Below are 22,175 nucleotides of genomic sequence, written 5' to 3'. Positions count from 1 at the left end.
AAGCTGACACACCGCCTTCGCGAGCAAGCCCGCTCCCACAGGGGAACAGTGGTGTTCTCGCTATTGTGCACATGGCGCTATCGGAGACTTTTTCTGGTGAGATCGGACAGTGTCAGCGCCGGGGGCGGTTGTTAGGCTCACCCCCACGGCACCTCCAATAAGAATTAAAAGCAATGAAGCTGACCTTTCTCCTGTTGCTGCTTTGTGCAACGGCCCCGACGGCGTGGGGCTGGTCGAACCACACGGTGGGCAGCTATCTGGCGTTGCAGGAACTGCCGGCGCTGCGCGATGCGCCGCCGGTCGAGGTCGAGCCGCTGGAGCGTTTTCTCGCCGAGCAGTATCCGGCAGTGGTCGCGCTGCTGGAACAACAGGAAAACTTCGCCCGTGAACACTTCACCCAGTACCCGCCGCGACCCGACAATCTGAAGCTGCCCGCCGTACCGAGTGACGATCTGCGCCACGATTTTCTCACCGCGTTGCGACTCAATCCGCGCATTCATCTGGCGATGGTCATTCAGCCGCTGTCGGGCCAAGACATCCCCGAGCGCGAACATCTCAGTGCCGATCAGGTGATGGTCGAACAGACGCTTTCGCCATGGAATCGTCAGCGTTTCATTCGCGTGGCGGACGGCGATAAAGTCGCGGCGCTGGCGGTACTGGCGAGCGCCGCCGACGAGCCGGATTACGGTCATGACATCAACCTGTTCAGCGATAACCCCGGCGAGGTCGGCGCGCTGTATGGCTTCGGCCCGCAGCCGTTTGGTGATGCGCGTTTTCAGTACAGCTCGCAGGCGCCGTTCCACATGGGCTTCTTCCATGAGAGTCCGGTGGTGTATGCCGCTGCCGGATTTCTTCAGCGCAGTTGGCCGGACTGGCGCGCTTATCAGTACTTGGGCTTGGCGCGTTTGGCGTTCGCCAGTGGCCATCCTTACTGGGGCTACCGGTTCCTCGGTTGGGGCGTGCATCACGTGCAGGATCTGACCCAGCCGTATCACGCCAAGCCGCTGCCCGGGGTCGAGCTGCCGAGTCTGTTGTTGCTGGAAGGCAAGGCGCTAGCCGGTTTTGCCGACGATAAAAAAGCCTCGATCGAACGGGTCGCCACCCGCCATATGGAAATCGAGAAGTATCAATCGACCTGGCTGCGCCGCGTGCTGCGCACCGGTCTGGCGCATCCGATGCTCGCGGCCTACGCCGATGTCGCTCAAGACCAACACTATCCGCCGTACTCGGTGGACTACTTGCGCGACGTGGTCAGCGCCGAGTCGGTCGAGGACTCGGCGGCGTTCGATGAAACCATCGGCCAGTGGCTGGAGACGGCCCCGGTGACCAGTGATTTCAGCAGCGGCAATCAGATGCAGCGCGAGACCTTCGAGCATCCAGCACTCAATCAGCAGCTGTTCAAACTGCTCGGGCATTTCGGCGCGCACAGCCGGATTTATGTCCGTGCGGGACTGGCACCGTAGCCATCGCGGTCACGCAAAAAACAATAAGAACAAGGAAGGAGGAACCCATGATCAACACTCGATTGCGCCTCACCGGCGTGGCCCTGCCCGGTGTCGGCCTGGCAGGGCTGCTGCAACTCTGTGCGGTGGATGCGTTGCAGGCTGCCGAGTTCAGCGTGCTGGACAATCAAGTCACCGGCTCGATCGACACGACCCTGTCCTATGGGCGTTTGTGGCGGGTGCAGGGCCGTGACAAGAACAACGACGACGTCAACACCAACGACGGCAATCGCAACTTCGACACCGGATTGGTTTCCGAGGTGTACAAGATCACTTCCGAGCTTGAGGCCAACTACCAGAACTACGGGATGTTCCTGCGCGGCACGGCGTTCTACGACACCCAGTTGATGGACAAGCGCAACGATTACTACCGCAACAACAACCCGTCGCAGCCGAGCCAGAGTTACCCGCAGGACGACCGCTTCACCAGCCAGACCCGCGACATCGCCGGCAGCCGGATCGAAATGCTGGACGCTTATGTCTACGGTAACTGGGACGTGGCGCAGATGCCGGTCACTGCGCGGGTCGGTCGTCAGGTGTTCAACTGGGGCGAGGGGATCTTCTATCGCGGCGGGATCAACACCACCAACCCGGTCGACGCGGCGAAATACCGTTTGCCGGGGGCCGAGGTCAAGGAAGTGTTGATGCCGGTGGAGGCCGTGAGCTTCAACATTGGCCTCAGCGATTCGTTGACCCTGGAGAGCTTCTACCAGACCAACTGGAAGGAAACCCGCATCGACCCGGTCGGCACTTTCTACTCGCAGACCGACTTGTTCGCCGATGGCGGCAACACCGGTTACAACAACTTCAGCGGCACTGCGCTCGACACCCCTGTGCCGGGCTTCGGCAACGTTATCGGGCTGTACAGCGCACTGGGCAACAATCCGTTGCTCGGCCCGGCGCTGAAAAGCACCGGCCTGTACGCCAACGGTGTGACGCCGGCCTACGGCAATACGCTGAAAGTGGCGTCGATCGGCAAGGACTACAACGCGCGCAACGATGGTCAGTTTGGCTTTGCGTTTCGCTACATCGCCGAGGAGCTCAACAGCACCGAGTTCGGCCTGTATCTGGTCAACTACCACGCCAAGGAGCCGACCATCGCCGCTGACCTCGGTGGCTACAAAGGCATCGATATGAATGCCCTGACCAACATGCTCTCCAGCGTCGCTGGCAGTCAGGCCGGGGCGCTGGCTAACGGTCTGGCGACGGCCGATGTGATGGGCAACATTCAGGCACATCGGCGTTATGCCGAAGACATCCGCATGTATGGTTTCAGCTTCAATACCACTTTGGGCCAGGCCTCGGTGTTCGGCGAGATTGCCTACCGGCCGAACCTGCCGATCGGCATCGCCGCGACTAACGACTTGATCGGCGATCTGGCCAACGGTGCCGCTGTGGCGGTGACCGGCAAGGCGATCAACGTCGGCGGGCAGATGGTCACCCTCGACAGCGAGATCAACAACGCCGAGCGCGTGGAAGCGTTCAACACCTCACTGGGCAGCATCTACAACTTCGGCCCGACGCTGTCGTTCGACTCGATGTTCGGCATCTTCGAACTGGCCTCCGAACACCTGCGCGGCAGCAGTCTGCAATACACCGCCTACGACGGCAGCACGCGCTATTACGCCGGTACCGGCAACACCTCTTATGTGTCCGGCGGTGATCGTGATGATCAGGTCAACCGCAACTCCTACAGCTACACGGTGATGTTCAACGGCACCTGGAACGACGTGTACGCCGGGGTCAACGTGTCGCCTTACGTCGTCTACAAGGACGACTTCAAGGGCAACAGCTATCAGGCCGGCAACACCATCGACGGGCGTAAGGCCTACACCCTGGGGATCAAGGCCAACTACCAGAACAAGCTCGAAGCCGAGGTGCAGTACACCAACTTCTGGGGCGGCGGGCAGAACAACGGGATTCGCGACCGCGACAACGTCGGGTTCAATCTCAAGTATTTCCTTTAAGGGACTACACGAGATTTCAGCAACACCTCATCCCCCCTGTGGGAGCGAGCCTGCTCGCGAAGAGGCAGGCACCTTCAACATTGATGTCGACTGATACACCGCTTTCGCGAGCAGGCTCGCTCCCACAGGTTTTTGTACTTTGGAGAAGATCATGTTTCACACTTCAAGCATGACCCGAATTTCGCTGGCGCTGGTTCTGGGCCTCACCGCCGGCAGCGCCCTCGCCGCCATCACCCCGCAACAAGCCGAACAACTGAAAACCACCCTCACGCCTATGGGCGCCGAGCGCGCCGGCAACGCCGCCGGCACCATTCCGGCCTGGACCGGCGGCATCACCCAGGCGCCCGCCGGCTACAAACCGGGCCAACATCACCCGGATCCATATGCGGCGGACAAGCCGTTGTTCACCATTACCAAGGCCAATCTCGACCAGTACAAGGCCCACCTCAGCCCCGGTCAGATTGCGCTGTTCAACAGCTACCCGGACACGTTCCAGATGCCGGTCTACCCGTCGCGTCGTTCCGGTTCGGCGCCGCAGTGGCTGTATGACAACACCCTGAAGAACGCGACCTCGGCCAAGTTGCTGGAGGGCGGCAGCGGATTCGCCGATGCCTACGGCGGCGTACCGTTCCCGGTGCCCAAGGACGGCATCGAAGTGCTGTGGAACCACATCACCCGTTATCGCGGAATCTACGTGGTACGTCGCGCGTCCGAAGCCCCGGTGCAGCGCAACGGCAGCTTTGCGCTGGTGACCTCGCAGCAGGAAGCGCTGTTCAACTTCTACCGTCCGGGCGGGCAGTACGCCGACCTGAAAAACATCCTGTTCTACTACCTCGCTTTCGTGAAAAGCCCGGCGCGGCTGGCCGGCGGTGCGGCGTTGGTGCACGAGATGCTCGATCAGCTCAAGGACCCGCGCCAAGCCTGGGTCTACGATGCCGGCCAACGCCGCGTGCGCCGTGCGCCGAACCTGGCGTATGACACGCCGATCGCCTCGTCCGATGGCCTGCGCACCGCCGATGACACCGACCTGTTCAACGGCGCGCCGGACCGCTACGACTGGAAGCTCAAGGGCAAGCAGGAAATCTACATTCCCTACAACAACTACAAGGTCGGCAGCCCCGACGTGAAGTACGCGCAACTGCTTACCCCGGGCCACCTCAACCCGCAATTCACCCGCTATGAGCTGCACCGCGTGTGGGTGGTCGAAGGCAATCTCAAACCGGGCGCGCGGCATGTCTATTCCAAACGCGTGCTGTTCCTCGACGAGGACAGCTGGGGGGCGGCGCTGGTTGATCAATACGATGGGCGAGGGGAGCTGTGGCGGGTGTCGATGGCCTACCTTAAAAACTTCTACGATCTGCCGACCACCTGGAGCGCACTGGACGTGTTCCACGACCTGCAGGCCCGCCGTTACTACGTGCAGAACCTCGACAACGAAGAAGCCTCCACCGTGGACTTCTCGCAACCGGTGCCGGAAGACGCGTATTTCATGCCCTCGGCGTTGCGCCAGCGCGGGACTCGCTAGAGTCAGGCAACACGCGCACCGGCCTGCTGATCCAACGCAACCCCTGTAGGAGCGAGCCTGCTCGCGAATCGATCTTTCGTTCAGCGCAGAGGTGAAGGTCAGACGCAGAAATGGCTGACCATCTGCTGCAGTAAGAATGGCCGTTCGGAAGATTGCCCGGTGTGAGCCGGAACGGATGTGCTAGCCTGCAATCAATGATTTCATTGATTGCAGGAGGCGTCATGGCCAGCATCACCATTCGAAACCTTGACGAGAAGCTCAAGGAACAGTTGCGTATCACCGCTGCACACAACGGACACTCCATGGAGGAAGAGGCGCGCCTGATTCTCGGTCGAGCCTTGGCAACGGTGGATCGTGCCGGCGGACTTGGAAGCCGGATACGCAACAGATTCAGTGCTCTCGGCGGAGCAGAACTTGATCTGCCAGAGCGCTTAGAGAAAGCCACCGGGGTGGATTTTTCTGAATGATAGTGCTCGATACCAACGTGCTTTCAGAGTTTATGCGTATCGAACCTGAAGCCAGGGTGCTGGCCTGGGTTGATGCGCAGCCCGCCATGGATCTGGCCATCAGTGCGATAACGGTGGCTGAGATACTCCACGGCATCGCCCGACTTCCCTCAGGCAAACGCAAACAGAATCTTCAAGCTCATGCGATGGCTATGTTCGAGGAAGACTTCGCTGGACGCATTTTGCCGTTCGATGCGCATGCCGCAGTCGAGTACGCGTCACTCGTCGCAGATTGCGAAGCAAAGGGGCGGGCGGTGTCGATGGCTGATGCGCAGATAGCCGCAATCTGCCGTGCTCATGGTGCGGCAATCGCCACGCGGAACGTGAAGGACTTTCAGTTCTCGGGAGTGGAAGTGATGAATCCGTGGGAGGTGTGAGCGTTGGGGCAGTGAGTATGGGCTGACTGGACTGACGCAATCGCGGGCTTGCCCGCGATTGGATTTACCCTTTGGCGCTGACTGAGGTCAGACGCGGAAGTGGCTGACCATCTGCTGCAACTGACCGCCCAGGCGCGCCAGTTCAACGCTGGACGCTGCGGTTTCATCACTGGCCGCGGCGGTCTGTTCCGACACGTCGCGCACGTTGATGATGCTGCGGCTGATTTCTTCGGCCACGGCGCTTTGCTGTTCGGCCGCGGCGGCGATCTGCTGGTTCATCGACTGGATATTCGACACCGTGCGGGTGATGTTCTCCAGGGAGTCGCCAGCCTTGCGGGTCAGGGCCACGCTGCTGTCGGTCAGGGCGCGGCTGTTGTTCATCACGGCGGCCACTTGCTGGGTGCCGTTCTGCAGACCGGCGACCAGACCTTCGATTTCTTCGGTGGATTTCTGCGTGCGCTGGGCCAGACCACGGACTTCGTCGGCGACCACGGCAAACCCACGCCCGGCTTCACCGGCACGCGCCGCTTCGATCGCGGCGTTGAGCGCGAGCAGGTTGGTCTGTTCGGCCACGGCTTTGATCACGTCCATGACGCTGCCGATCTTGTCACTTTCCTGTTGCAGCACGCTCATGGCTTCGGTGGAACGCACCACTTCGCTGGCCAGACGCTCGATCTGCGCGATGGCTTCGTTGACCACCTTGTCGCCTTCACGGGCTTCGCCGTCAGCGGCGGCTGCGGCTTGCGAGGCTTCTTCGGCGTTGCGCGCGACTTCCTGCACAGTGGCGGTCATCTCGTGCATGGCGGTGGCCACCTGGTCGGTCTCGACCTTCTGGCTGTTCACGCCGGCGCTGGTCTGCTCGGTCACGGCCGATAGTTCTTCGGCGGCGCTGGCGATCTGGGTGACGCCGTCGCGGATGCCGCTGATCAGGTCGCGCAGGGTCACGCCCATGCGGGCGATGCCTTGTTGCAGCACGCCGAGTTCGTCGCGGCGGGTGACGGTGACGTTCTGGGTCAGGTCGCCGCTGGCAATGCGCTCGACCACGGCCAGGGTTTCCTGCAGCGGACGGGTGATCTGACGGGTGATGATCACTGCAGCAATCACACCGACCAACAGCGCCAGCAGGGTGCTGATCAGCTGGAAGGTACGGGCCTGGGCGCTTTCGATGTCACGGCGGTCGAGCTGGATCTGGTACAGCTGCTCGCTGGTGTTGACGATCGCGGTGCCCTGATCGGTCATCTCCTTACGCGCCTGCACCGCTTCGCTGTTGGCGTTCTTGTACGCCTGTAACGCGCTGCGGTAGTTGGTCAAAGCGGTTTCCAGCTGACGCAGGGCGTCTTGCTGGGTGGCGGCGAAATGCACGTTCAGTTGCTTGAGGCTGGCGATCGCTGCGTCCAGTTGGCCGACGGCTTTCTGCTCGGTTTCGGCGTTGGTGGTGGCGGTGTAGCCGCGCACTTCATAGCGCGCCAGGATGAACGCTTCCTTGGCCTGGGTGATGGCCTGGAACTGCTCGAAGCGCTGCTCGCTCATGTCCATTTGCTGCACGCGCTTGCTGATCGTTTCGATCAGGTTGTAAGCGGTGTCGGCGTTAGTGCCCATCACGTCGCGGGCGCTGTTGCCGGTGCGGTAGGCGTTGCGCATCTTGTTCAGCGAGGTCTGGTATTCGGCGATAGTCGCGGCCTGCTCTTTCAGCAGTTTGACGTTTTCCGGGCTCTTGAACTTGTTGATCAGCGCCTGTTGTTGCGCGGCGAAGCTTTCGAGGGTGGTTTGTACATTCTGCGCGGCGGTTTCGTCGCCGTTGGTCAGCATGTATTGCAGGCGGACCACGCGCAGCTTGGTCAGACCGGCATTGAGCTGGGTGATGTCGCTCATCCAGTTGCTGCGGTCAATCAGGCCGCCGAGGCTGGTCCAGCCCGTCAGGGCCAGCACGCAGGTCAGGGCCAGGACCAGGCCGAAGCCCAGGCCCAATTTCATGTTCACGCTGATGTTGCCGAACCAGCTATTCATCACAATTCCTCCAGGAACGTAGAGCTACTTGATCGTCGGTCAGGCTGGAAGATTGTTGTTTTTTTGAGCCAGCAAGGGTGTTAGCAGGTCTGTATCGGCCGCAAACACGAGAGCTGAAAGGTTTTTGTCCGACGGAATTTGTAACAAGGGCGCTTCAAGACTTTTTTCACATGCGTTTCACTCGTCACTTACGCCCGTCTCTCTACCCTCGCCGCATCGAATTGACTGTGATGGATGCCGACGAGGCGGCCCGATGTGGAATTGAGACTGAGTCTGTTCGGCGTCAAACGCTCGATTTCTCTGAGCGGACTGGCCCGCTATCGCAATACCTGGGTGGTGCTCGCCGCGTTGCTGCTGGTGATCCCGCTTACCTTGTGGCTGCTCGCCCCGGCGGCGGTGCCGGACCTGGCCCATGGCAATGTGTCCGGCGACCGTGCACTGGCGGCCGGATGGGCCAAGGGCGACATGATTGTGCTGGTGCGTCACGTCGAGCGCTGTGATCACTCGCCGGCGCCGTGCCTGAGTGGCGACGACGGCATCACCGACCGCTCGCGTAGTGTTGCGGTCGGTGTCGGTGCACAGTTTGAACATCTGGGCCTGAATAACGCCGACATCTACAACAGCCCGATGCTGCGCACCGTGCAGACCGCCAGTTACATGTTCAACCGCGCGGCCAGCGGCGAAGATTGGCTAATCAGCTGCAAGGGCCACATCCTGCAGGAAGCGCTGGCGCACAAGCTTGCGGGGCGCAACCTGATCCTGGTGACCCACAGCGAATGCATGGCGGAGCTGGAAAAGGACTTGAATACACCGATTTCTGACCCTGGCTACGGTTCCTCACTGTTTGTGTCTGCCGCAAACAAAGCGGACCCGCGGGTGCTTGGCTTCATCGAAGCCTCCGACTGGCACTCAGTGAGCACCCGATGAACCGACGTTTGCCAAGCGGCAGCGCAAACAAAACCCGCCAGTGACGGCGGGTTTTTTATTGTCTGGCGGAGGGTCGTCAGTAGCCGACGAAGTAGTACGCCTGACGCCCAACCATCATGGTCTTGAGCACTTTGAGCGGTGCGGCGGGTTCGCTGTCTGCCGAGATCACCGCGACGTTCGAGGGGGAAGCGCTGAGGAAGTCGTGCAGTTGCGCGTCAGTATCCAGCCCCTTGAGCACGCGTTGCGTGTAGAACACGCTGGCGCCGCCGACCCGTTCATTGGCCTGGAACAGTGCGACCCGCTGACCGTTGGCCTGCAAGCTCTGAATGTGTTCGGTCAAAGGCAGGAACGACAACTCCTTGTCGGCGTTGGGCAGTGCCCACTGCGCGGCGCCGAGGTAGCTGGCGATCACCACCGTGAGCAATCCTGCGGCAATCGCCTGACGATGGCGGGCGACTTTTCCGATGAAGCGGTCTGCGTTTTCACGCGCCTGCAAGCGCTCGAACAACACGCGTGCGTACTCAGCGGCGATCACCGCCGCCGCCGGGGTCATCGACATCAGGTACACCGTGCGCTTGCTCGAGGCCAGGGTCAGCATGATGAACTGCGCGACGATCCACAGGCTGAAAAACAGCAGATAGCGGTTGGCCTTCAGCTCCTTGCGGAAATGCCACAGCCCCAGGTACACCAGAATGTTCCACGGCAGGAACGCTTCCGGGAGTTTGGCGAGGTAGTAATAGAACGGCTCGTAATGCCCGGCCTCGACGAACGAGCCGCTGAAGCGACCGACGCTGTTGGTCAGCAGCACTTCAGCGACAGCGTGCGAACCACCGCGCTGATAGAGCACGGTGAGCCAGATCAGCAACGGAATCAGGCCCACTACCGTGAGCAGGCCGGGACGCAGCCAGGCGCCGACCTTCAGGCGTTTGTCGATCAGGTTGTCGGCCAGCAGGTAGGCAAAAATCACCACGCCGGGCATCGCCAGTCCCAGCACGCCCTTGCTCAACGTGGCGATGGCGATGCCGACGATAAACAGCAGCGAGTTAGCCGCGTTCGGTGCGCGTTGTGCCTGAAAGAACGCCAGCAGCGCCGTGGTCACGCCGAGCGCCAGCAGCGCATCTTCGCCGACCCCGCGCACGTTGCTCCAGTAGCTGGCCATGGTTGCCAGCAGAATTCCCGCTGTCCAGGCGACCGCTTGCGGGCGTCCGAAGCGGCGCAACATGCCGTACAGCAGCATCACGCTGAGCAGCCCGGCCACCGCCGACGCCAGCCGCACCGCCCATGGCGAAACACCGAACACGCGCATGGCGCCGGCGTCCAGCCACAGGCTCAGCGGTGGCTTTTCCAGAAACGGTTCGCCGAACAGGCGCGGCGTCACCCAGTCATCGTCCAGATGCATCTCCATGGCGATCCCGGCGACCCGGGCCTCGGTAGAGCCTTGCAACTGGTGGTTACCCAAAGCGAAAAAAAACAGCAGGGCGGCGAGTAGAAACAGTGAAGTGGCGGCACGCGGCATGGATTTCAGGCAACCGGAAAGGGCAGGAGCCTTGAGCATACTTCGCCAATGCTTAACAAATTGTGAAACTCACGCCAGTTGACGCGACCAACGCTTCTCCGGCGTTTCAAACAGCGGATTGACCAGCGCCGTCAGCACATGGTCCTGCCAGCGCCCGGCGATATTCAGGTACGCCTTGGCGTAGCCCTCGCGCTCGAAACCCAGGCGCTCCAGCAAGCGCGCACTGCGTTCGTTGCCGGGCATGTAGTTGGCCATGATCCGGTGCAGGTTCTGCGTGTCGAACATGTAGCCGATGCCAGCCTCCAAGCTTTCCTGCATCAAACCCTGACCCTGATGCGCGTGGTCAATGTGATAACCCAGATAACACGCCTGAAACGCGCCGCGAATGATCCCGCTGAAATTACACGCGCCGATCATCTGTTGGCCATCCGGCGTCAGCAGGGCGAAATGCATCGCCAGCCCGGCCTCGAAAGCACTGGCCTGAACTTCAAGGCGTCGACGAATCTGTTCGGTAGAAAAGTATTCGGTGGTGCGAATCGGCGACCAGGGGGCGAGATGGCGCTGGTTGCGTGCATAAAAGTCACTTTCCAGCTCGGCCTGTTCCGGGGCGAGGATGGCGAGCGTCAGGCGTTGGCAGGGCAGGCTCAGCAGTGACATCGGGCGCTCCGGTTGGCAGGATCGAGGGACAGGATTGCCTAGGAGATGGAAAAAAACAAACCGCGCTGGCGCTCTGTAAATTTCTTTGGTTGAGTGCACAGGGTTATCGACTGCGGCATTTCCGGGATTGGAGGAACAAGCAATGGAATTTGCATTGACGGTGAACGGGTTGGCGCTGCGTGTTCGGGCGCCGGACCCAGCGCTGGTCGCTCCGGTGCGGGAGGCGCTGAACGCCAGTTACCACGAGCATGCGCCTTTTCTCGAGTGGGCGGTTGAACACACCAGTGAGGAGCGGGCGCTTTCGTCCATGCTGCAAGCGCGGGCTGATTTCGCCAGCGAGACCGGTGAGCGGCGCTTATTCATCGTGACTGAAGACGAACAAGCCGTCGTTGGCTGCATCGGCCTCGTGCCGCGTCGACGCAAGCGTTATGTCGTCGGTTATTGGGCCAACAGCGCGTTTGCCGGCAAGGGCTACATGCGCGAAGTACTGCAGCAACTGGTCAGGCGCCTGCCGGAGTTCACCTTTTACCTGACCACATCGTCGGCCAACGCTCGCAGTCAGCGTCTGGCTGAAGCGGCGGGGTTTGCGCTGATCAGGGTTCACCCACAGGCGCGGCAATCGCAGCAGCACGGCGTGCAGGACACTTGGGTGTATCGCTTCGGCAGCAAACGCCAGGCAAAAAAAAGCCCGCGGGAGAGCGCGGGCGAACCGTAGTTTCTTGAATGAGCGAGCGGACTGTACCGTGTTGATCGAGCCTGAGCAGTGAAGAAAAATTCATCTCGGCAGCGACCGCTCTGCAATGCCTCAGGGCAGATGATCCGCGGCGAAATCGGCTTCCGGGTCGGCCGTAACGAGCCAGGTCATTTCAGAATTCCGTGACCTTGTCCTCGCGCAAAATCCACCCGGCTTCACCCGCCACCAACTTGTACTGAACCTGACGCATCTTCCCAGTACGCCCGGCGCCAGCGTCGGCACTGTCATACACCGGGAAACGTTGCACCAGGGTGCTTTCCACCACCGCAAACGAGTCCTCGCCCTGATAGCCCGACGCGGTCTTCGGGTTGTCGCTGACCGGAGGCAAGTAGATTGCGCTCAGGGATTTCTTGTTGTTGGCTGAATAGGCGATCAGTTCGCCCGGCATGCCGCGCCCGGGCGAGCGGGTAAAAACGTAGAGTTCGGGGGAGCCGTCGTTATTGATGTCGGCGACTTCGGCGCGTACCACATCACCCGTTAGCGCCTGGCTGATGACCGTGTTGTCGATCTCCAGCCCCTTGGGAGCGATACGCAGCGTCGGTTTGCCATCGACCTGCTCGGTGCTGACGTGAAAAGCGATGCCGTGCAATTCCAGCGTCTGGTCGAATGGCTGCTGCCGGCTGATGGCATCGCCATTGACCAGCCTCAGCGACAACTGATAGTTGGCCACTTCATTACGCCGGGCGGCGTTGCGCATGAGGTAGACCTGAACCGTGTACTCGCCATCGCCGGGCAGTGGACCGAGAAAGTGATTGCCCATGATCGAGCCGTTGAACAGCGCGTAATCGGCACCCTTGGCGAGGATGTTGAAGTAAGCGGAGGTGTTGGACGGTTTGAAGTCGACGGTCAGTATCTGGCCGGCTTTGGCGTTGAATGTGTACTGCGCGGTCTGGTCCCCCTTGATCGACTGTTTGCGCTGGATGCTGTCGGCACTGGTTGTGAACGCGATCGGCTCGACGCGCACGGTGGGGGCGTCGGCCGCATGGACGGACAAGGAAATCAGCGCGGCCAGCGCTACGGCAATCCAGCTCTTCATCTTCAACTCCATTACATCTCGATGTTCGCAGCATAGAGCCTGCTTCGAGTGACCGCCCAGAGATTGCGCGGATTAAATGTTGCTGGATTTGAGCACGTGCCAGAGTTGATGTTCGCTGACACGAATCAGCTGTTCACATAATTCTCACCTGAGTTTTGCGATGATGGGCGTCGGTATTCCATCGGCCCCAGCGAGTGATCCCAGCATGAATGTGAGCGTTCTCCACGCATTGATTGCGGCGGCGCTGTTTGGCGCCAGTACGCCTCTCGCCAAACTGTTGGGGGTACAGGTTTCGCCGATTCTGCTGGCCGGGTTGCTCTATCTCGGTAGCGGTCTGGGCTTGAGCGCCCTGCGTTTTGTCCGCGATCGTGGCTGGAAGCCTTCCGGGCTCGGCACCGGTGAATGGCCATGGCTGCTCGGCGCCATTGGCTTCGGCGGAGTGCTGGCGCCGGTGGCGCTGATGTTCGGTCTGACCCGAACGTCCGGCGCGAGCGCGTCACTGATGCTCAACCTCGAGTCCGTGCTCACGGCGCTGCTGGCGTGGGTGGTGTTCAAGGAAAATGCCGACCGACGAATCGTGATCGGCATGCTCGCCATCGTCGCCGGTGGCGTCGTGCTGTCCTGGCCACAAGAGGCCGTCTCGGCGCAAGACTGGAGCGGCCCGTTGGCCGTCGCTTTCGCCTGCTTCTGCTGGGCCATCGACAACAACCTGACGCGCAAGGTGTCTGCCTCGGATGCACTGTTCATCGCCGGCAGCAAAGGCCTCGTGGCCGGTCTGGTCAACTGCATACTGGCCCTGTTCATTGGCAGCCAACTACCCGCCGCCACCTCGCTGGTGCCGATCATGCTGGTCGGCTTTCTCGGCTACGGCGTCAGCCTGGTAATGTTCGTCCTCGCCCTGCGCGGCCTCGGCAGCGCACGCACCGGCGCCTACTTTTCCACCGCACCGTTTCTCGGCGCAGGCATCTCGATTCTGCTGCTCGGCGAGTCGATATCGCTGATGTTCCTGCTCGCAGCGGCGTTAATGGCCGTGGGGGTATGGATTCATCTGATGGAAAACCATGTTCATGAGCATCAGCACGAACCGCTTGAGCATGATCATCGGCATACACACGATGAGCATCATCAACATACGCATGGGGTTGAGTGGGATGGGGTGGAGCCGCATAGCCATCCGCATGTGCACACGCCGATGCGGCACAGTCATGCGCATTTTCCGGATGTGCATCATCGGCATCGGCATTGATTGAAACTCTGAAGTCTGTCGATTGATGTCATTGTGATATCGTCGCTGTCGATTTCTTCAGTCTTTCATTCGAGTCATTCCATGAAACCAATTTTCCTGTTGTTGCCCATTGCGGCCCTTTTTTCTGCTTTCAGCGTTGCCGCTGCACCTTCGCCGGTGGCGTCGTTTGCCGCTTGTGACGATCACTCCCTGGCAGTCGTGCAATCACCTTTGTTCAAGGATCTGGTGCCGAGCACGGTCGAAAATGGCCAGATCAAATTGTCCGGCGGCACCAAGAGCGATATGGGGCAGCGCTGGATGTTCGCCAAGCCGGTCGAAATTGACGGCATGTCGTTGACCGGCTTCTACGCCGAAGATACAGACCTGATGGGCACTCGCATCATCAGTTGGGGGTTCTACGCCAAACAGACGCCGAATGAACTCCACACCCAGTTGGAAAAAGCGGGCGGGCCGCGTATGGACATGTCGCAGGGACTCTACGCACGCGCGGAAATCTGGTCCCACGGCAAATCCAACTGGCAGCCGGAAGACCCATCCGCAACGGCGGGCAAGCTGGTTGTCGACAGTGCCGAGCGCGTGTTCCTGATCGAGCCTGCTCCGCAAGAGCTGACGACTGGCAGCAAGGGGATGTTTACCTGCTCGATTCAAGGCAAGGTCAATGAGGCTATGCTCAAATCCAGCCGCCCGGATTTGCTCAGCGCGGTTCATTGATTTTGATGAATGCGGGTACGAAAAAGGACGACATCGTGTCGTCCTTTTTTGTGAGTAGGCAGAGCATTGCCGGGGTTATCGAGTTCGATCGCTTGCAGGCTGTGGGCTTGTGTGGCCGGTTTGGCTGATGTCCAGATGCGACAAAGCCCGCACAAGGCGGGCTTTGTCGTCGAGAGTTGGTGGAGCCGGGGGGATTTGAACCCCCGTCCGCCAGTGCTCCGCTGTCGGTACTACATGCGTAGCCGTGTCTATTAAGTTAACCCTCAGCGACCCGACGGGCAGGGTGCTTTGGGCGAGTTGTGTAAGTTTTAGCCGCTTCGTCCACAACGTACTGCACGGCGATTCTGTTCTATATGACAATCATTTCGGGTTTACAGACATCCCCTGATGATTGCTGGGCCCGAAGGCACCAGGAGTGCATGTCAGCTGCAATTAAGCAGCGAGAGCAGCACCGTATTGGTCGTCATTGGCAACTATAAGAAGTTGCAACAGTGGATTTACGACTTCTGTTACCAAGTCGGCATGCACCTAAAGTTTCGTCACCGGCGTCGAATCCTAATCGGCCCCGAACTCATTGCCTCGTACATCAGGTGAGGCAACAAGCCTGCGCAGTGTACGCCAAACGGCCGGCGAGGCCAACCCGAAGGTTGGCCTCGTGGCATATCAATTGCGCGTTGGATTGCGGATTTGCATTTTGGTTATCAAGGAAGAGGTGACCTCAACGCAATCCTTGTCATTGCCGGCCGCCTGCGCGTCTTCAGCTTTTTTCTGCGCTTCCTTGACGTTGTTCATGGACGTCTCGGGAATTGACGGCTGACTGGTAACGAAGTCTTTGATGGTTTGAAGATTCCCGGCACAAAGGTCTTTGTCTGCCGCAAACACCGGCGACGTCAGCAGGGCACCAGCGATGAACAATCCAGCAATTGCAGAATGCTTCATGGGTATCTCCTTGAACGGTTGGTCTCGGTGCTGCCGGACGGTCTGGCGGCGATGCCGAGGTCGTAACAGGCCGTGTATGGTAGTGGGCCTGTTCAATCGACCGCGGCCGCACGCAGGAATTCGGTTTTTTTTACATCGTGGCCCGTCAACCCGAACCGCGCTGCATCACGCCACCTGAAGACTGGTCGTCCCGAGGTTTATTTCTTGGTATCACCCGTCGAGTTCTGGATTACCAGAAGGGTTTGCTGGGTTTCCGCCAGGCAGTCGTCGATCCTGCCCTGAGCCTTGAGGGCCTGGGCTTTGCTGACGCTTGCCGAGACGCGCGAATTCAGATCCGGCGACGTCTGATATTGCGTCTTGGCGCTTTCGATCTTTTGCAGATTCGCCTCGCACAAGTCGGCAGGTTTGCCATCGGCGAACGAAGTAGAAGCCATCATCGAGGCAGTAACGAACAGACCAAACAGTACAGAATGCTTCATGAGTATCTCCTTGCACTGAGGAATCCAGACTCTCGCTGACCGTCAGAGCAGGCCAGCGAAAGGAGGAAAAGCCCCGCGTGTTCGGGGCTTGTTCTGTGGACTACCGCCTCGCTCAAGGGTTCTAACTTTCTTTTAGCAGGCCTTCGCTCGAGTGACCCGATCCACCAGATAGACCAGTCCGTGATAGTCGATGCCGCCGTGCTGCGTCAGGCCGATCTCACAGGTGCGGCTGGTGGAAATGCCTTCGCTGCAATGCTGCACCGCGTCCTTGAGTGTGCGCAGCGAGTGGCTGTTCAGCTCCGGCGTGGTGAAACCCTTATCACCGGCAAACCCGCAACAATGGATGCCTTCCGGGATCACCACGGTTTTGCTGCATTTGCGTGCCAGTTCGATCAGCGCCTGGCTTTCGCCCAGATGCTGCGTGCTGCAGGTCACATGAACTGCAATCGGTGCTTCTTGCGGGGTGAACTCCAGTCGATCGAGAAGATGCGTACGGATGAAGCGCACCGGGTCATACAGATCCAGGCGAACATTTCCCACGTCCTGCACCAGGCGCAAGGTGCACGGGCTGGTGTCGCAATAGATCGGATCGAGTCCACCGCGACTGGCGTGCAGCAGCGCGCTGATCAATTCCTGACGCTTGTGCTCGGCCTGTTCGGCATAGCCTTTGGAAGCAAACGGCTGACCGCAGCAGAGGTTGTCCTGATTGTCCGGGAACACCACTTGGTAACCGGCCTTTTCCAGCAGGCCACGGGTCTTGTCGTACAGCGACATCTGCTCTTTGTCGCCGGCTGCCGGGCCCATCACCCGTGAAACACAGGCGGCCAGATACACAACGCGTGGGCGTTCGTCGGACACGCTCGGGCTGAAGCGAATGGCTTTTTCCGGTTGCGGCATCGCGTTGGTCCACAGCGGCACCTGCCCCTTGGACAAAAGCGTCAGGGTTGCCGACAGCTTCGCCAGGCGCGTTGCGCCAAGCAACATCCGTGCGCCGTTGGCCACGTGCAGGGTGAAGCGTGCGCCTTGCAGGGTCTTGGCGAAATTTCCTTCGATCCAGTCAGCGGTTTTCTGATGCGTGGCGTTACGGGCGCGGAGCTTTTTCACCAGTTCGCCGGTATTGATGCCTACGGGGCAACGCTGCGCGCACAAGCCTGTCGCGGCACAGGTTTCAATGCCTTGGTACTCGTAGGCTTGTTCCAGCTCGGTGGTGTCAACGCCGGCGCGTTTCTTCGCCTGAATGTCACGCCAGATCACGATGCGCTGGCGCGGGCTGAGGGTCAGACCTTTCGACGGGCAGACCGGTTCGCAGAAGCCGCACTCGATGCATTTATCGACAATCTCGTCAGCCGCCGGCAGCGGCTTGAGGTGCTTGAGGTGGATCTGCGGATCTTCGCTGAGCACCACGTCGGGGTTGAGGATGCCGTTGGGGTCGAGCAGACGTTTGAGCTGCCACATCAACTGATAGGCATCGCTGCCCCATTCCAGCTCAACGAACGGCGCCATGTTGCGCCCGGTGCCGTGTTCGGCCTTGAGCGAACCGCCGAACTCCACCGCCACCAGTTGCGCCACGTCGTCCATGAACGCCTGATAGCGTGCGACTTCTTCCGGACTGTTGAAGCCTTGGGTGAAGACGAAGTGCAGATTGCCTTCCAGTGCGTGTCCGAAAAGGATCGCTTCGTCGTAGGCGTGTTTGTCGAACAGCGCGATCAGGCGATTGACGCCGATGGCCAGTTGTTCGACCGGGAAGGTCACGTCTTCGATGATCACCGTGGTGCCGGTTTTGCGCACGGCGCCGACGGCGGGAAAGGTGTCCTTGCGGATGGCCCAAAGCTTGGCGTTCTCGGCCGGATCTTCGGTGAAATCGACCTGTTTCTCCACCGGGAAACGGGTCAACGAAGCCATGATCTGCGCCAGGTGTTCCTGCAGCAAAGTGGAAGAGGCGGCGCGGGATTCGATCAGCAGCGCGCAGGCATTATTCGACAGGTGCTGTACGAAATCCGGCATGCCTGGTTTGTCCTGCACCGAACGCAGACTGCGCCGATCGAGCAATTCCACCGCCGACACCGGTTGGCTTTTCAGCACGGTGACCGCGTTGCAGCAGGTTTCCACATCCGGGAACACAATCAGCGCCGAGGCCTTGTTCGGATGGTCGATCACCGTGTCATAGGTCACCGCGCTGATGAAGCCAAGCGTGCCTTCGGAACCGACCAGCAGGTGGCTCAAGATATCCACAGGCTCGTCGAAATCCACCAGGGCGTTGAGTGACAGACCGGTGGTATTTTTCAGACGATATTTGTGGCGGATTCGCGCAGCCAGTTCGGCATTGGCGCGGGTCTCGCGGCCCAATGTTGCCAGGCGCTCCAGCAGATCGCTGTGGCTGACGCGGAAAGCGGCGACACTGGCGGCGTCTTCGGTGTCGAGACGGGTGCCGTCGGCGAGTACCAGGCGAATTCCGGCCAGTGTGTGATAGGTGTTTTGCGCGGTGCCGCAGCACATGCCGCTGGCGTTGTTGGCGACGATGCCGCCGATCTTGCAAGCGTTGATCGACGCCGGGTCCGGGCCGATCTTGCGCCCGAATGGTGCCAGCCACGCGTTGGCCTGTGCGCCAATCACGCCCGGTTGCAGGCGAATCTGCAGGCCTTGGCCGCGAATCTCGCGAGCGTTCCAGTTATCCCCCAGCACAATCAGCACCGAATCGCTGATCGCCTGCCCGGACAAACTGGTGCCAGCGGCGCGGAAGGTCACCGGGACTTGATCGCGCTGGGCCAGTTTCAGTAGCGCCACCACTTCGTCCTCGGATTCGACGCGGATCACCAGTTTGGGAATCAGCCGATAAAAACTGGCGTCGGTGCCGAAGGCCAAGGTCGACAGCGGATCGTCAAAACGGCGCTCCGCTGGAATCAGTTGCTGCGCATCACGCAGGAAATTCACCGGAAGCGTCATTGGTCCTCCAGGATCAGTACCACCAGGTCTTTCGGGCCATGTGCGCCGTAGGCCAGCACTTGTTCGATGTCGGCGGTTTTCGACGGTCCGGACACCAGCAGCGCATTGGTCGGCATGCCTTGGGCCCACTCGAATTCCTGTTGCACCTGATAGAAGTTGTCGCGGATTTCGCTGGCCTTGAGCAGCGCGAAATGCACCGGCGGCACCAGGCTCATCAGTCGCGGTTCTTCACGGGTGGGCCAGAGGATCAGGCTGCCGGTGGCGGCGATGGCACCGAGGGTGCCAGTGAGGCTGGCCGGGGTGTCGTTGAACAGCTCGGCTTTCCATTCTTCCATCGGCCGGTTGTAGGACTTCAGCGTCGGCAGATCAGGATTATTCGCCCAATGTTGTGTGATGCGCTGCCCGTGGGGCGTAGTCGGTGCGATCAGCAGGCTTGGCAACTGACGGTCACGCAGTAACTGCGCGAGCAGCGTCGGCCAGTCTGCGCCGGTAGTCAGATGGATCTCGGTGTGGACCGCTTCCATCAGTTTTCGCAGTTGCGGGATGCGTTGCTCGGCGCTGTAGGTGTAAGGCTGGGTCACCAGATCGACGTCGAAGTCGTCGGCAATCGGTGTGGTGCCGGTCAGACTTTTCCGTAGCTTGGCGAGGATATTTTGCTTGGCGCTCATCAGCGATCTCCCTGTTTGCCCAGATGCTCGCGGGCCATGTCGTGCAGTGAGCGGGCGGCGGGTTTGGGTGCGCTGTGGTTTTGTGTCCACGGGCCGACATTGCTCGGCGTTAACGCACGCAGGCGCGTGGCGAAGAAACCGAACAACCGATACAACGTCGGCGAGCTGTTGAGTTTCGCCCACGCGTTCCAGATGAAACGTTCCTTGCGCGAATACTTGCTGCCTTGGCCGCGCATCACTGGATGCGGACTGTCCGGGGCTTTGACGTTTTCTTCGCGCAATCGCCGCAGCAGGGCAGGGATCGGAATTTTCACCGGGCACACTTCACCGCAGGCACCGCACAACGACGAAGCGCTCGGGTGATCCGGGACTTTCGCCAGACCGACCATGTGCGGCGTGATGATTTTGCCGATCGGTCCCGGATACACCTCGCCGTAGGTGTGGCCTCCGACGCGGGTGTAAACCGGGCAATGGTTCATGCAGGCACCGCAGCGGATGCAGTTGAGGGTCTGGCGCAGTTCGCTGTCGGCAAAGGCCTGGCTGCGACCGTTATCGAGCAGCACCAAATGCACTTCTTGCGGGCCGTCGAGTTCATGCGCCTTGCGCGGGCCAGAGATCATGTTGACGTAAGTGGTGATCGGAATGCCCAGCGCCGAGCGGGTCAGCAGCGACAACAGCGGCACCACGTCGCGCAGGTTTTCCACGACCTTTTCGATGCCGGTGACGGCGATGTGCACCGGCGGCACGGTGGTGGTCATGCGCCCGTTGCCTTCGTTTTCCACCAGCAGCAGGGTGCCGGTTTCGGCGACGGCGAAGTTGACGCCGGAGACGCCGATGTCCGCTTCGAAGAATTTCTGCCGCAGGACTCTGCGACCGATCTGAATGAGTTGGTCAACGTCCTTGGTGTACTCCACGCCAAGTTTGTCGTGGAACAAGGACGCGACCTGACCGGCATTCTTGTGGATCGCCGGCATAATGATGTGTGAAGGCTTCTCGTGGTCGAGCTGGACGATGTATTCCCCCATGTCGGACTCCAGGCATTCAACACCTTGAGCCTCGAGGAAATGGTTCATCTCCATCTCTTCGCTGACCATCGATTTGCCCTTGATCACTTGCCGCGCCTCGTGAGCGCGGATGATCGAAAGGACGATGCCATTGGCCTCGTCCACCGTTTCCGCCCAGTGCACTGTCACACCGTTGCGGGTCAGGTTCTGTTCCAGTTGCTCGAGCAGGTCCGGCAACTTGGAGAGCGCACGCGCCCTGATCGAGTTGCCCAGGGCGCGCAAGTGTTCTCTTTCGTGGGCATCGCTGAAAGCCGCTGCCCGCTTGGTCATCAGTGAATCCATCGCAGTGCGGAAGTTGTTCCGTAGCTGCTGATCACCCAGGGCGTTGTGTGCTCGGGTGCGGAAATCTTCTTCTACGGCAACCGTAGGAATAATCGTCGAGGTGCTCATAGCGCACCTCCGGTTCGTTGCCACAGAAAGCTGGCGAGATGTTGCCCGCGCAGCGCTTCCTTTTGTTTCTCCAATGCGCCGTTGATGTTCATCAAACAGCCACAGTCGGCGCTCAACACTTTGTGCGCGCCGGAATCCTTCAACGCCCGGGTCTTGTCCGCCACCATCGCGCCGGAAATGTCTGGCATACGGACGCTGAATGTCCCACCGAAGCCACAGCATTCGCTTTCGTGGTCGTGGTTGACCCGTTCCACGTTGCTCAACTGCGCCAACAACTCGCGGCCGTGCAGGTGGGTGTTCATTTCGCGCCGTGCCGAACACGAGGTGTGCAGCGCGACTTTGACCGGCTCGCCGCTGTCCTTGAGCTGCACCTTACAGACGAACAGCAGGAACTCGGCCAGCTCATAGGTGCGGGCCGCGAGGGCCTGCACCTGTTTCAACGTTTGCGGCTCGTCCTTGAACAAGTCGGCGTAATGCTCGCGCAACATGCCCGCGCAGGAGCCCGACGGCACCACCACCGGATAATCCCCGGCAAACAGCGCCAGTTGCGCGCGCGCCACCGTCCGCGCCTGCTCGGTGTAACCCGAGGTGTAGGCCGGTTGCCCGCAGCAGCTCTGCCCTTGCGGGTACTCGACCTTGATCCCTTCGCGCTCCAGCAAGTGGATCGCGTCCATCCCCGCTTCGGGGTAGAACAGGTCGACCACGCAGGTGCCGAACAGATAGACCCGCGACGGTTTCTCGCTGGGGTATTGCCGAGGTTCGGGCAGTGGCGGTGCGACGCGAGTGGCGTTGGGCACAGCGTTGTAAAAAAGCTCGCTCATCAGGCGTGTCTCCGGGTGGGCCCGGTTATCCGTCTGTGGCGGCTGCTGAATATAAAGAGCCTTGCTTTCAGCAGCCTTACAGACCGGGGTGTGAATTGCTGACGCCGGAATCACCAGCCGGCGTCGGTTATTTCCGTTTT

General features: G+C 60.4%; 18 protein-coding genes, 1 other RNA gene and 2 pseudogenes. 9 read left to right on the top strand and 12 right to left on the bottom strand.

Annotation, left to right across the window (positions count from 1 at the left end; all coding sequences use genetic code 11):
- The first annotated feature begins 173 nt into the window (after nucleotides 1-173).
- The 5 genes from ACM6I7_RS16715 (at nucleotide 174) to ACM6I7_RS16695 (ending at nucleotide 5,877) form a co-directional block, all read left to right on the top strand.
- On the top strand, nucleotides 174-1,463 hold the full coding sequence (locus ACM6I7_RS16715) for a phospholipase (RefSeq protein ID WP_027614129.1): 1,290 nt from the start codon (nucleotides 174-176) through the stop codon (nucleotides 1,461-1,463).
- 47 nt (nucleotides 1,464-1,510) lie between these two features.
- The gene (locus ACM6I7_RS16710; protein WP_336837834.1) at nucleotides 1,511-3,469 is read left to right on the top strand and encodes a DUF1302 domain-containing protein; all 1,959 of its coding nucleotides are present in this window, start codon (nucleotides 1,511-1,513) and stop codon (nucleotides 3,467-3,469) included.
- A 151-nt stretch (nucleotides 3,470-3,620) separates the two neighbouring features.
- Nucleotides 3,621-4,994: a DUF1329 domain-containing protein gene (locus ACM6I7_RS16705; RefSeq protein WP_027614127.1), complete on the top strand. Its 1,374-nt coding sequence runs from the start codon at nucleotides 3,621-3,623 to the stop codon at nucleotides 4,992-4,994.
- A gap of 221 nt (nucleotides 4,995-5,215) precedes the next feature.
- A complete protein-coding gene (locus tag ACM6I7_RS16700) occupies nucleotides 5,216-5,461 on the top strand; it encodes a FitA-like ribbon-helix-helix domain-containing protein (RefSeq protein ID WP_414888895.1) in 246 nt (81 codons plus the stop codon).
- Entirely contained in the window at nucleotides 5,458-5,877 is a 420-nt protein-coding gene (locus tag ACM6I7_RS16695) for a type II toxin-antitoxin system VapC family toxin (protein ID WP_027614125.1), read from the top strand. Before ACM6I7_RS16700 ends, ACM6I7_RS16695 begins: the two co-directional genes overlap by 4 nt.
- Before the next feature lie 87 nt (nucleotides 5,878-5,964).
- On the opposite strand, the pseudogene ACM6I7_RS16690 reads toward ACM6I7_RS16695, so the two are convergent.
- A pseudogene (locus ACM6I7_RS16690) lies at nucleotides 5,965-6,561 on the bottom strand (methyl-accepting chemotaxis protein); the annotation flags it as partial.
- Nucleotides 6,562-6,870: 309 nt separating this feature from the next.
- A pseudogene (locus ACM6I7_RS16685) lies at nucleotides 6,871-7,851 on the bottom strand (methyl-accepting chemotaxis protein); the annotation flags it as partial.
- A gap of 288 nt (nucleotides 7,852-8,139) precedes the next feature.
- On the opposite strand from ACM6I7_RS16685, the gene ACM6I7_RS16680 reads away from it, so the two are divergent.
- Nucleotides 8,140-8,811 carry a histidine phosphatase family protein gene (locus ACM6I7_RS16680; RefSeq protein WP_097090453.1) on the top strand — a complete coding sequence of 224 codons (672 nt, stop codon included), beginning with the start codon at nucleotides 8,140-8,142 and terminating at the stop codon, nucleotides 8,809-8,811.
- Nucleotides 8,812-8,887: 76 nt separating this feature from the next.
- On the opposite strand, the gene ACM6I7_RS16675 is transcribed toward ACM6I7_RS16680, so the two are convergent.
- Complete coding sequence (locus tag ACM6I7_RS16675; protein ID WP_414888894.1) at nucleotides 8,888-10,366, bottom strand: ArnT family glycosyltransferase; 1,479 nt, start codon at nucleotides 10,364-10,366, stop codon at nucleotides 8,888-8,890.
- 30 nt (nucleotides 10,367-10,396) lie between these two features.
- Nucleotides 10,397-10,984: a ribosomal protein S5-alanine N-acetyltransferase gene (rimJ, locus tag ACM6I7_RS16670; protein WP_414888893.1), complete on the bottom strand. Its 588-nt coding sequence runs from the start codon at nucleotides 10,982-10,984 to the stop codon at nucleotides 10,397-10,399.
- Between the two features lie 142 nt (nucleotides 10,985-11,126).
- Here rimJ and ACM6I7_RS16665 point away from each other — a divergent pair, with 142 nt between their 5' ends.
- Complete coding sequence (locus ACM6I7_RS16665; RefSeq protein ID WP_414888892.1) at nucleotides 11,127-11,699, top strand: GNAT family N-acetyltransferase; 573 nt, start codon at nucleotides 11,127-11,129, stop codon at nucleotides 11,697-11,699.
- 151 nt (nucleotides 11,700-11,850) lie between these two features.
- Here ACM6I7_RS16665 and ACM6I7_RS16660 read toward each other — a convergent pair whose 3' ends face one another.
- Nucleotides 11,851-12,774 carry a hypothetical protein gene (locus ACM6I7_RS16660; protein WP_027614119.1) on the bottom strand — a complete coding sequence of 308 codons (924 nt, stop codon included), beginning with the start codon at nucleotides 12,772-12,774 and terminating at the stop codon, nucleotides 11,851-11,853.
- A 205-nt stretch (nucleotides 12,775-12,979) separates the two neighbouring features.
- Here ACM6I7_RS16660 and ACM6I7_RS16655 point away from each other — a divergent pair, with 205 nt between their 5' ends.
- Together ACM6I7_RS16655 and ACM6I7_RS16650 are read left to right on the top strand one after the other, a co-directional pair.
- Nucleotides 12,980-14,020 carry an EamA family transporter gene (locus ACM6I7_RS16655; RefSeq protein ID WP_414888891.1) on the top strand — a complete coding sequence of 347 codons (1,041 nt, stop codon included), beginning with the start codon at nucleotides 12,980-12,982 and terminating at the stop codon, nucleotides 14,018-14,020.
- A gap of 81 nt (nucleotides 14,021-14,101) precedes the next feature.
- A complete protein-coding gene (locus tag ACM6I7_RS16650) occupies nucleotides 14,102-14,731 on the top strand; it encodes a hypothetical protein (protein ID WP_047291136.1) in 630 nt (209 codons plus the stop codon).
- 177 nt (nucleotides 14,732-14,908) lie between these two features.
- On the opposite strand, the gene ssrA is transcribed toward ACM6I7_RS16650, so the two are convergent.
- The 7 genes from ssrA to ACM6I7_RS16615 form a co-directional block, all read right to left on the bottom strand.
- Nucleotides 14,909-15,298: a transfer-messenger RNA gene (ssrA, locus tag ACM6I7_RS16645) on the bottom strand.
- A gap of 96 nt (nucleotides 15,299-15,394) precedes the next feature.
- Nucleotides 15,395-15,670, bottom strand: a complete 276-nt coding sequence (locus tag ACM6I7_RS16640; RefSeq protein WP_027610765.1) for a hypothetical protein — start codon at nucleotides 15,668-15,670, stop codon at nucleotides 15,395-15,397.
- Between the two features lie 197 nt (nucleotides 15,671-15,867).
- Nucleotides 15,868-16,149 (bottom strand): hypothetical protein, encoded by a 282-nt coding sequence (locus ACM6I7_RS16635; RefSeq protein ID WP_027610766.1) that lies wholly within the window; start codon nucleotides 16,147-16,149, stop codon nucleotides 15,868-15,870.
- Nucleotides 16,150-16,281: 132 nt separating this feature from the next.
- A complete protein-coding gene (locus ACM6I7_RS16630) occupies nucleotides 16,282-19,092 on the bottom strand; it encodes an FAD-binding and (Fe-S)-binding domain-containing protein (RefSeq protein WP_414888889.1) in 2,811 nt (936 codons plus the stop codon).
- Entirely contained in the window at nucleotides 19,089-19,760 is a 672-nt protein-coding gene (locus tag ACM6I7_RS16625; protein ID WP_097090466.1) for a LutC/YkgG family protein, read from the bottom strand. The genes ACM6I7_RS16630 and ACM6I7_RS16625 overlap by 4 nt, the downstream gene beginning before the upstream one ends.
- Nucleotides 19,760-21,214, bottom strand: a complete 1,455-nt coding sequence (locus ACM6I7_RS16620; protein ID WP_285373938.1) for a LutB/LldF family L-lactate oxidation iron-sulfur protein — start codon at nucleotides 21,212-21,214, stop codon at nucleotides 19,760-19,762. The genes ACM6I7_RS16625 and ACM6I7_RS16620 overlap by 1 nt, the downstream gene beginning before the upstream one ends.
- Entirely contained in the window at nucleotides 21,211-22,035 is an 825-nt protein-coding gene (locus ACM6I7_RS16615) for a (Fe-S)-binding protein (RefSeq protein ID WP_346651667.1), read from the bottom strand. Before ACM6I7_RS16615 ends, ACM6I7_RS16620 begins: the two co-directional genes overlap by 4 nt.
- Nucleotides 22,036-22,175 lie beyond the last annotated feature (140 nt).

It is taken from the genome of Pseudomonas sp. IT-93MI4, from assembly GCF_949767635.1.
GTDB lineage: Bacteria > Pseudomonadota > Gammaproteobacteria > Pseudomonadales > Pseudomonadaceae > Aquipseudomonas > Aquipseudomonas putida_A.
Note: the sequence above shows the minus strand (reverse complement) of the source record. Positions and strands in the feature narration are given on the sequence as shown.

Excerpts from the sequence above, each read along its gene's own strand:
- ACM6I7_RS16640 (WP_027610765.1), bottom strand. The coding sequence starts at position 15,670 with ATGAAGCATTCTGCAATTGCTGGATTGTTCATCGCTGGTGCCCTGCTG.
- ACM6I7_RS16695 (WP_027614125.1), top strand. The coding sequence starts at position 5,458 with ATGATAGTGCTCGATACCAACGTGCTTTCAGAGTTTATGCGTATCGAA.
- ACM6I7_RS16635 (WP_027610766.1), bottom strand. The coding sequence starts at position 16,149 with ATGAAGCATTCTGTACTGTTTGGTCTGTTCGTTACTGCCTCGATGATG.
- ACM6I7_RS16630 (WP_414888889.1), bottom strand. The coding sequence starts at position 19,092 with ATGACGCTTCCGGTGAATTTCCTGCGTGATGCGCAGCAACTGATTCCA.
- ACM6I7_RS16710 (WP_336837834.1), top strand. The coding sequence starts at position 1,511 with ATGATCAACACTCGATTGCGCCTCACCGGCGTGGCCCTGCCCGGTGTC.
- ACM6I7_RS16655 (WP_414888891.1), top strand. The coding sequence starts at position 12,980 with ATGAATGTGAGCGTTCTCCACGCATTGATTGCGGCGGCGCTGTTTGGC.
- ACM6I7_RS16705 (WP_027614127.1), top strand. The coding sequence starts at position 3,621 with ATGTTTCACACTTCAAGCATGACCCGAATTTCGCTGGCGCTGGTTCTG.
- ACM6I7_RS16700 (WP_414888895.1), top strand. The coding sequence starts at position 5,216 with ATGGCCAGCATCACCATTCGAAACCTTGACGAGAAGCTCAAGGAACAG.
- ACM6I7_RS16650 (WP_047291136.1), top strand. The coding sequence starts at position 14,102 with ATGAAACCAATTTTCCTGTTGTTGCCCATTGCGGCCCTTTTTTCTGCT.
- rimJ (WP_414888893.1), bottom strand. The coding sequence starts at position 10,984 with ATGTCACTGCTGAGCCTGCCCTGCCAACGCCTGACGCTCGCCATCCTC.
- ACM6I7_RS16665 (WP_414888892.1), top strand. The coding sequence starts at position 11,127 with ATGGAATTTGCATTGACGGTGAACGGGTTGGCGCTGCGTGTTCGGGCG.
- ACM6I7_RS16615 (WP_346651667.1), bottom strand. The coding sequence starts at position 22,035 with ATGAGCGAGCTTTTTTACAACGCTGTGCCCAACGCCACTCGCGTCGCA.
- ACM6I7_RS16675 (WP_414888894.1), bottom strand. The coding sequence starts at position 10,366 with ATGCTCAAGGCTCCTGCCCTTTCCGGTTGCCTGAAATCCATGCCGCGT.
- ACM6I7_RS16625 (WP_097090466.1), bottom strand. The coding sequence starts at position 19,760 with ATGAGCGCCAAGCAAAATATCCTCGCCAAGCTACGGAAAAGTCTGACC.
- ACM6I7_RS16660 (WP_027614119.1), bottom strand. The coding sequence starts at position 12,774 with ATGAAGAGCTGGATTGCCGTAGCGCTGGCCGCGCTGATTTCCTTGTCC.
- ACM6I7_RS16620 (WP_285373938.1), bottom strand. The coding sequence starts at position 21,214 with ATGAGCACCTCGACGATTATTCCTACGGTTGCCGTAGAAGAAGATTTC.
- ACM6I7_RS16715 (WP_027614129.1), top strand. The coding sequence starts at position 174 with ATGAAGCTGACCTTTCTCCTGTTGCTGCTTTGTGCAACGGCCCCGACG.